Origin of the sequence: Escherichia sp. XD33, from assembly GCF_019375075.1 — a bacterium.
GTDB classification, from domain to species: domain Bacteria; phylum Pseudomonadota; class Gammaproteobacteria; order Enterobacterales; family Enterobacteriaceae; genus Enterobacter; species Enterobacter flexneri_A.
In genome coordinates this window covers 1-9,200 of sequence record NZ_JAENDM010000087.1, presented here as the reverse complement: position 1 = coordinate 9,200, position 9,200 = coordinate 1, and the positions used below count along the sequence as shown (strand labels likewise).

Here is a 9,200-nt window from a genome sequence, read left to right as displayed (position 1 = left end):
GTGGCAATGGCGTTCGCCAGCATTTAAATGGAGAGCCGGATGCGCTGAAAGGTGCACGTCCGGTTCGGGGAGGAGAGGCAGGGAAATAGTCCGACTACGCCCTGCCTCTTACTCTACTCTGGACGGGTAAGCGCTGGGCGTACCTCGCCGTTGTTCTCGACCTGTTCGCAAGAAAACCAGTGGGCTGGGCCATGTCGTTCTCGCCGGACAGCAGGCTTACCATGAAAGCACTGGAAATGGCATGGGAAACCCGTGGTAAGCCCGTCGGGGTGATGTTCCACAGCGATCAAGGCAGTCATTATACGAGCAGGCAGTTCCGGCAGTTACTGTGGAGATACCGGATCAGGCAGAGTATGAGTCGGCGTGGAAACTGCTGGGATAACAGCCCAATGGAGCGCTTCTTCAGGAGTCTGAAGAACGAATGGGTGCCGGCGACGGGCTATGTAAGCTTCAGCGATGCAGCTCACGCAATAACGGACTATATCGTTGGATATTACAGCGCACTAAGACCGCACGAATATAATGGTGGGTTACCACCAAACGAATCGGAAAATCGATACTGGAAAAAACTCTAACTCGGTGGCCAGTTTTTGTTGACCACTTCATCTTAAATGACTCTGAGGTGTCTGTTAAACCTGTGGCGATTCAGTCTATTAAACCTGTGGCGATTCACTTTATGGTGTCATAAACTTAAATCTAGCGCCGGGTAGAACAAGTTAATCGAACGATGTAGCGGCCATTTAGGCGTTACAGAAAGAACAGAATTTTAAATTTATAGTGAAGCCGTTGCAGCAACTTTGTGGGGTGCAACCAACACTGAACAGGAAAAGAAAATGGATCATAGTGTACATAACAAGCTCATCTCATTTATATGGAACATTGCCGACGACTGTTTACGTGATGTGTACGTTCGCGGTAAGTACCGCGATGTGATTTTACCTATGGTGGTATTACGACGTTTAGATACGTTACTTGAACCCACCAAAGAAGCCGTGCTTGAAGAGGTCAAGTTCCAAAAAGAAGAGATGCAAGCCACCGAGCTTGATGATGAACCATTGAAGGCGGCTAGTGGTTATGTTTTTTACAATACATCTAAATGGACCCTGAAATCCCTGTTCAACACCGCAACGAATAACCAACAGATATTACTCGCCAACTTTGAAGAGTACCTGCTTGGCTTTAGCGATAATGTTAAAGAAATCATTGAATGCTTTAACCTCAAGTTGCAAATTCGTCACATGGCCTCAAAGCAAGTCCTTCTTGATGTCGTCGAAAAGTTTGTTTCCCCTTACATCAACTTAACTCATGAAACGATCGAAGACCCAGATGGCAACAAGATGCCAGCCCTTACTAACCTGGGTATGGGGTACGTGTTCGAAGAGTTGATCCGTAAGTTCAACGAGGAGAATAACGAAGAAGCCGGTGAGCACTTTACACCTAGGGAAGTGATTGAGCTGATGACACACTTGGTTTTTGACCCAGTGAAAGAGCAGCTACCATTGACCATGACCGTTTACGACCCTGCGTGTGGTAGCGGTGGTATGCTCACTGAATCTCAAAACTTCATTGAAGAGAAATACCCGAACGACAGCCGAGATATTTACCTTTACGGCAAAGAGATCAATGACGAGACCTACGCGATTTGTAAATCGGACATGATGATCAAAGGTAACAACCCTGAGAACATCAAGGTAGGCTCAACCTTGTCTACCGACGAGTTTGCGGCTTCACGCTTTGACTTTATGTTGTCTAACCCGCCATACGGTAAGAGTTGGGCGTCTGAACAGAAGTACATTAAAGACGGCAGTGATGTGATTGACCCGCGTTTTAAGGTTAGCCTGAAAGACTATTGGGGAAATCTCGAAGTGGTGGATGCCACGCCACGTTCGAGTGATGGCCAGCTGCTTTTCTTAATGGAGATGGTCAACAAGATGAAAGATCCGAGCGTAAGTCCATTAGGCAGCCGGATTGCCTCTGTTCATAACGGCTCATCGCTCTTTACCGGAGATGCGGGCGGTGGTGAAAGTAATATTCGTCGCTTCATCATTGAAAACGACATGCTAGATGCCATCGTTCAGTTACCTAATAACCTGTTCTATAACACTGGCATTACCACTTACATTTGGGTGTTGAGCAACAATAAACCTGAGGCGCGTAAAGGTAAGGTGCAATTAATTGATGCCAGCTTGCTCTACCGTAAGTTGCGCAAGAACTTAGGTAACAAAAACTGCGAATTTGCGCCTGAGCACATCACGGAAATTACCGATACTTACCTCGCGTGTAAGGATGTTGAAAGAGCACTGGATGCAAACAATGATCCTGTTGGCATCGCCAGTAAGGTATTCAGCAATGACGATTTTGGCTACTACAAAGTCACTATCGAGCGCCCAGATCGCCGCAAAGCCAAGTTTACTCAAGATGCCATAGCCCCACTGCGTTTTGATAAGCAACTTAGTGAAGTGATGGAGTACGTGTACGCAGAGCACGGCGAACGTGTTTACGAAAAAACTGGCTACGGGTCAGATCAGAAAAAGAGCTTCTTAAAATCCATCGAGAAAGACATTCTTTCTTGGTGTGAAGATAACGACATCAGTCTCAATGCTAAGGCTAAGGCCAAACTGCTTGATGTGAAACACTGGCTGGCGCTAAAAGCATTGCTTGAAACTGCACAAACGCTGATGGCTGACATCGGTAGCATTGAATTTGATGACTTCAATAGCTTTAAAACCCAAGTTGATAAATCGCTAAAAGCCCATGCTATTAAGCTTTCAGCACCTGAGAAAAATGCCATTCTTCACGCGGTGAGCTGGTATGACGAAACCGCCAAGAAAGTGGTTAAAAAGGTAGTTAAATTAACGGGTGATAAATTAAACGACCTGCTGGAGCGCTATGAGTGTGAAGTCGCTGACTTGCCAGATTTTGGTTATTACCCCGTTCCTTCAGCAGAAGGCGGTAAAAAAGGCGAGTATATCACTTACGAGACCAATTCAGACCTGCGAGATACAGAATCTGTTCCATTAAAGCAAAGCATTTACCAGTACTTCCTAGATGAAGTGAAGCCTCATGTCGATGAAGCATGGATAAACCTAGATACGGTAAAAATTGGCTATGAAATCAGCTTCAATAAGTATTTCTATCTGCATAAGCCATTACGTAGTCTTGAAGAAGTAGCAACTGACATTATCAATCTAGAGCAGAAGGCTGATGGTTTGATTGCACAAATATTAGGCGTGAAAGTGGCGGAAGTTCAGGGAGAAGCCTAATGGAAAGCATTACCTCAACGCTAAAGTATGATCAATATAGTGACTCTGGTTATGAGTGGATTGGCGAGATTCCAGAGCATTGGGACTTGGTTAAGTTAGGCTCGTGCCTATCTCCGGTGTCGGTCAAAAACTGCCCTGAATTGCCACTACTTTCGATAACACGCGAACAAGGTGTTATCGAGAGAGACGTGGATAATCAAGAGTCAAATCACAATTTTATACCAGATGATCTTAGCGGCTATAAAAAGCTTGAGAAAGGTCAATTTGGAATGAATAAAATGAAAGCGTGGCAGGGTTCTTACGGTGTATCAAAGTTCACTGGAATTGTAAGTCCTGCGTATTTTATTTTTGATTTTACAAAGGCAATAAATCCTGAGTTTTTCAATTGGGCGATACGCAGTAAGTTATATGTATCGTTTTTTGGTAGTGCATCAGATGGTGTAAGGATTGGTCAGTGGGACCTTTCAAAAGCACGGATGAAGGTGATTCCTTTTGTCCTGCCTTCAGAAGAAGAGCAGTCCCTAATTGCAAATTTTCTCGACAAGAAAACCGCTCTAATCGACGAAGCGATTTCGATCAAAGAGCAGCAAATTAGCCTGCTGAAAGAGCGTAAGCAGATCATCATCCAACAGGCGGTGACCCAAGGGCTTGATCCCAATGTGCCAATGAAAGACTCCGGTGTGGATTGGATTGGAGATATTCCAGAGCATTGGGAAGTTGTGCCTCTAAAAAGGTTGGCGGTCTTGAGCCCTTCTGTGAAAGTTTCAAATAGAAAGTCCAAAGAATTAGTTACTTTCTTAGCGATGGAAAAGGTTTCAACAGATGGATTTATTGATCAAGATACATTAATGCCTATATGTGATGTGAGCCAAGGTTTTACGGTTTTTAACCGGGGGGATGTGATTGTTGCAAAAATTACACCTTGCTTTGAAAATGGGAAATCTGCTTGGCTTAACAATCTTCAAACTGAGTTTGGATACGGCTCAACCGAGTTTCACGTTTTAAGATGTGGTCAGAGAATTATAGGAAGTTTTCTCTACTTAATCGTTAGTTCGCCCCTTTTTCTTAATGCCGGTGAGGCTATGATGACTGGTTCAGCTGGTCAGAAGCGCGTGCCTAGTTCATTTATCCAAAACTTTCCTACCGCAATTCCCGGAGTTGCAGAGCAAGAAAAAATAGTATCAAAGGTAAAAGAGCTGTTTTCACAGATTGATGTTGTTGTGGCTTCTACGGTAAATCAAATCGAAAAGCTCAAAGAATACAAAACCACCCTGATCAACAGCGCCGTGACAGGAAAAATAAAAATCACCCCAGAAATGGTTGAGCAATAGGAAGCGAATATGTTCACGGTAAATTATCAGACCAACAGGATTAGTCCGGTTAAGACGAAGAGATTCAGTGAGTTGGGCTTTACTGAGCGCAAAAATCTTCAGGAATGGTTGGCACACGAGCCTTCCGCACTGGGTGAAGAGCTGCTGATTATTCAAAAAGAGTTCGATGGCTTTGATGACACCCGTGAACGCTTAGATTTACTGGCACTGGATAAAGATGGCAACTTGGTCATTATTGAAAACAAGCTGGACGATAGTGGCCGCGATGTGGTGTGGCAGGCGCTTAAATATGCCTCCTACTGCGCAAGTTTAACCAAAGCGCAAATCGTTGAAATTTACCAGCAGTACTTAGACCGCTATGAGCCTGTAACAGGAGAGGTTGACTTGTTTAATACCCCTGCAAGTGCCTCTGCTAGAATATGTGAGTTTTTGGATGCGCCCGATCTCGATGAGTTAAAGCTCAACCTGGGTAACAGCCAGCGCATTATGTTAGTTGCGGCAAACTTTCGCAAAGAAGTGACCAGCACCGCGCTGTGGTTATTGGGTCAAGGCATTAGCATTGCCTGCTTCAAAATCACGCCTTATTCACTGGGTGAACAGCTACTGATTAATATTGACCAGATCATTCCAACGCCAGAAGCGAAAGAGTTGATGATCGGCATTAATGCCAAGGAAGCGGAAGAAAAAACCACCGAAGTGGTACTAAAAAACCGCCATACCGTGCGTCGCGAGTACTGGGAGCGTGCCTTAGAGGCGTTTCAGAAAAGCTCTTGCCAACTCTATAACAACATTAGCCCAAGCAAAGATCATTGGTTATCAGCAGGCTCAGGGCTAAGTGGATGTCCGTATAACCTGATATTTCTGCAAAAAGAGCTTCGAGTAGAGCTTTGGATCAGCCGTGGGGTTACCGAAGAGAATAAATACCTTTTTGATTTGTTGAGTCAGTCCAAACAAGACATTGAGCATACTTTTGGTGCAGAACTTGAGTGGATGAGGCTGGATGAGAAGAAATCTTGCCGTATCCAGTTTTCGACCAAAGCTGACGGGTTTAACAAAGAGACTTGGCCCCAAGCGGTTGCGTGGCACTTAGAGCAGATGACAAAGTTAGAAAAAGCCTTAAAAGGACCGCTGCAAAAAGCGGCTGAGGCAATGAAACAGAAGAATTTTGATTAAGGGAATTTACAATTATGGTCAGTCAAACCAATGAACAAGCATTAGAGTCGGCCATTGAGAAATGTCTGGCTGGGATCAGTACTGAAGAGCTTAAAGAGGGACTGAGTCAGCAGTCACTGGGTGCTGGATACTTCATTGGTGCTGCTAGTGACTTTAATATGCAATATGCCATTGATGAACGTTTTTTCTGGCAATTTCTGCAAAAGACACAAGAAGTAGAGTTGGCCAAACTGCAAAAGAACAACCCCTCAGATTGGCAACGTAAGTTACTCGAACGATTTGACCGACTGATTAAGAAGCATGGCATTCTTCATTTACTTAAGAAAGGGCTAAGCGTAGACGATGCTCATTTCAATTTGCTCTATCCAGCCCCTTTGGCAAGTAGTAGTGAGAAGGTAAAGCAAAACTTTGCAGATAACGTGTTTAGTTGTACTCGCCAAGTGCGCTATTCCATGGTAAATCCCCTACAAGAAATCGACATGGTATTGTTTATCAACGGAATACCCTTGATAACGCTGGAGTTGAAGAACGCATGGACCGGGCAAACAGCACGTTATCACGGCCAAAAGCAGTATCGAGATGATCGGGATGCAACTCAGCCATTGCTGACCTTTGGCCGCTGCCTAGTGCATATGGCGGTCGATACCGACGAAGTGTATATGACCACCAAGTTATCAGGTAGCAGTACATTCTTCTTGCCGTTCAATAAAGGTCACAATCTTGGACAAGGCAACCCGCCGAATCCATCTGGCCATAAAACGGCATACCTATGGCAAGAAGTATTCACTAAAGACAGCTTGGCGAATATTATTCAGCATTTTGTGCGTCTGGATGGGTCAAGCAAAGATCCATTACCAAAGCGAACCCTGTTCTTTCCTCGATACCATCAATTGGATGTGGTGAGAAAATTAGTAGACCATGCCGCCCAGCACGGTGTCGGTCAGACTTACTTAATTCAACACTCAGCCGGTTCAGGTAAGTCTAACTCGATTACCTGGGCAGCTTATCAGCTAATTGAAACCTATCCTGCTTCGTCTGATGTGGCAGGCGGAAAAAGCTTGGAGCAGCCGTTGTTTGACTCTGTGATTGTGGTCACCGATAGACGCCTATTGGACAAGCAGCTGCGGGATAACATTAAAGAGTTTTCTGAAGTAAAGAACATTATTGCCCCAGCGAATAAGTCTTCTGAGCTTAAGCAGGCGCTGGAGAATGGCAAAAAGATTATTATAACGACGATTCAGAAATTCCCGTTCATTATTGATGGTATCGCCGATCTTAGTGACAAGCGCTTTGCAGTGATCATCGATGAAGCACACAGCTCACAGTCTGGTTCGGCGCATGACAATATGAACCGAGCGATGGGCAAGTCTGAAGTCGAAGAGGCAGAAGATGCTCAGGATAAAATCCTTCAGGCGATGAGATCGCGTAAGATGCGCGGGAATGCGTCGTACCTGGCATTTACAGCGACACCAAAAAACAGCACTTTGGAGAAATTTGGTCAACGCCAAGAAGATGGCTCTTACAAGCCGTTTCACTTGTATTCGATGAAACAAGCCATTGAAGAAGGCTTCATCTTGGATGTGCTGGCAAATTATACGACGTACAAAAGTTATTATGAGATTGAGAAATCAATTGCTGATAACCCTGAGTTTGATACCAAAAAGGCGCAGAAAAAACTCAGAGCTTATGTAGAACGAAGCCAGCAAACAATTGATATCAAGGCAGAGATTATGCTGGAGCATTTTGTTCCGCATGTCGTGAATACGAAAAAGCTCAAAGGTAAAGGTAAAGGAATGGTGGTCACTCAAAATATTGAGGCGGCCATTCGATACTACAAAGCGATAAGGCGAATACTTGAGGAGCAAGGAAACCCGTTTAAAGTTGCCATTGCTTTCTCAGGAACCAAAGAAGTTGATGGTATTGAATATACCGAAGCAGATATTAATGGTTTTGCCGAGTCAGATACCAAAGATATGTTTGATACCGATGAGTATCGACTTTTAGTGGTTGCTAACAAGTATCTGACTGGGTTTGACCAGCCTAAGCTTTGCGCCATGTATGTAGATAAGAAGCTCGCCAGTGTCTTGTGTGTTCAGGCGCTATCTAGGCTCAATCGCAGTGCACCTAAGCTAGGGAAGAAAACAGAAGACTTGTTTATCCTGGATTTTTTCAACTCGGTTGAAGATATTCAATCAGCATTCGATCCTTTCTATACAGCAACGTCATTGTCCCAAGCTACAGATATAAACGTACTGCACGAGTTGAAAGATGAAATGGACGATGTCGGTGTGTACGAGTGGTATGAAGTTGAAGACTTTGTGACGCGTTATTTCAAGAATGAAGACGCCCAAACACTCAGTCCAATCATTGATATTGCCGCAGCGCGGTTTGACCATGAACTAGATCTTGAAGCTGAAGCTAAAGTGGACTTTAAGATTAAAGCCAAACAGTTCGTTAAAATCTATGGGCAGATGGCTTCTATCATGCCTTATGAAATGGTCAGCTGGGAAAAACTGTTTTGGTTCCTGAAGTTTTTAATACCGAAATTGAAAGTGGAAGATCCCGATGCTGATGCTATTGATGAGCTTCTCGATTCTGTCGATCTGAGTTCATACGGTTTGCAACGTGTGAAGCTTAACCACAGCATTAAACTTAGTGACCAAGAAGCGGAGCTTGATCCTCAAAATCCGAACCCACGTGGGGTGCATGGCGGTGAAAAAGAAACTGACCCGCTGGATGAAATCATTCGCACATTTAATGAGCGATGGTTCCAGGGCTGGAGTGCCACACCTGAAGAGCAAAAGGTTAAGTTCGTGAACATCGCTGAAAGTATCCGCAATCACCCTGACTTCGAATCGAAATACAAAAACAACCCAGATCCCCATAATCGAGATTTGGCCTTCGAAAAAATGCTCAAGGAAATCATGCTGCAACGCCGTAAAGATGAACTTGAGCTCTACAAGTTGTTCGCAGGAGATTCAGCATTTAAAGCCTCGTGGACGCAAAGTATGCAACGAATGGTAGGTAGGTAGGTAGAAAGGAGTGATGGTTTGCTGAAGGCAGTCTCAGAGTTATTAGGTGGGTCACCAGGCCTGAAAGGACGTCAAATTGCCAAGGAGCTGGGGCTGGATAAGTCACAAGTGAACTCGTTTCTTCACAAACACCAGGATACGTTTTGAAGTGGCACACTGAATTTGGCCACCTGAACAGAGGTGATATGCTCACCTCAGAACAACACAGGTGCTCCAATGAAAAAAAGAAATTTCAGCGCAGAGTTTAAACGCGAATCCGCTCAACTGGTTGTTGACCAGAACTACACGGTGGCAGATGTCGCCAAAGCTATGGATGTTGGCCTTTCCACAATGACAAGATGGGTCAAACAACTGCGTGATGAGCGTCAGGGCAAAACACCAAAAGCCTCTCCGATAACACC

Annotated in this window: 5 protein-coding genes and 1 pseudogene; all 6 read left to right on the top strand. The window is 44.6% G+C overall.

Features of this window, described 5'->3' with window-relative positions; all coding sequences use genetic code 11:
* Nucleotides 1-107 precede the first annotated feature (107 nt).
* Nucleotides 108-597: pseudogene (locus K0778_RS24085) on the top strand (IS3 family transposase); the annotation flags it as partial.
* Nucleotides 598-833: 236 nt separating this feature from the next.
* On the top strand, nucleotides 834-3,263 hold the full coding sequence (locus K0778_RS24080; protein ID WP_032328847.1) for a class I SAM-dependent DNA methyltransferase: 2,430 nt from the start codon (nucleotides 834-836) through the stop codon (nucleotides 3,261-3,263).
* Nucleotides 3,263-4,594 (top strand): restriction endonuclease subunit S, encoded by a 1,332-nt coding sequence (locus K0778_RS24075; protein WP_153449137.1) that lies wholly within the window; start codon nucleotides 3,263-3,265, stop codon nucleotides 4,592-4,594. The genes K0778_RS24080 and K0778_RS24075 overlap by 1 nt, the downstream gene beginning before the upstream one ends.
* A 9-nt stretch (nucleotides 4,595-4,603) precedes the next feature.
* Nucleotides 4,604-5,767: a DUF4268 domain-containing protein gene (locus K0778_RS24070; RefSeq protein ID WP_001349632.1), complete on the top strand. Its 1,164-nt coding sequence runs from the start codon at nucleotides 4,604-4,606 to the stop codon at nucleotides 5,765-5,767.
* Nucleotides 5,768-5,781: 14 nt separating this feature from the next.
* Nucleotides 5,782-8,799, top strand: coding sequence for a type I restriction endonuclease subunit R (locus tag K0778_RS24065; protein WP_016240670.1), 3,018 nt, complete (start codon nucleotides 5,782-5,784; stop codon nucleotides 8,797-8,799).
* A gap of 216 nt (nucleotides 8,800-9,015) precedes the next feature.
* A partial coding sequence (locus K0778_RS24060) for a transposase (protein ID WP_153520316.1) occupies nucleotides 9,016-9,200 on the top strand: 185 nt, incomplete at its 3' end.

Bases quoted from the DNA above. Each gene is read 5' to 3' on its own strand.
- K0778_RS24065 (WP_016240670.1), top strand. From the start codon at position 5,782: ATGGTCAGTCAAACCAATGAACAAGCATTAGAGTCGGCCATTGAGAAA.
- K0778_RS24070 (WP_001349632.1), top strand. From the start codon at position 4,604: ATGTTCACGGTAAATTATCAGACCAACAGGATTAGTCCGGTTAAGACG.
- K0778_RS24080 (WP_032328847.1), top strand. From the start codon at position 834: ATGGATCATAGTGTACATAACAAGCTCATCTCATTTATATGGAACATT.
- K0778_RS24075 (WP_153449137.1), top strand. From the start codon at position 3,263: ATGGAAAGCATTACCTCAACGCTAAAGTATGATCAATATAGTGACTCT.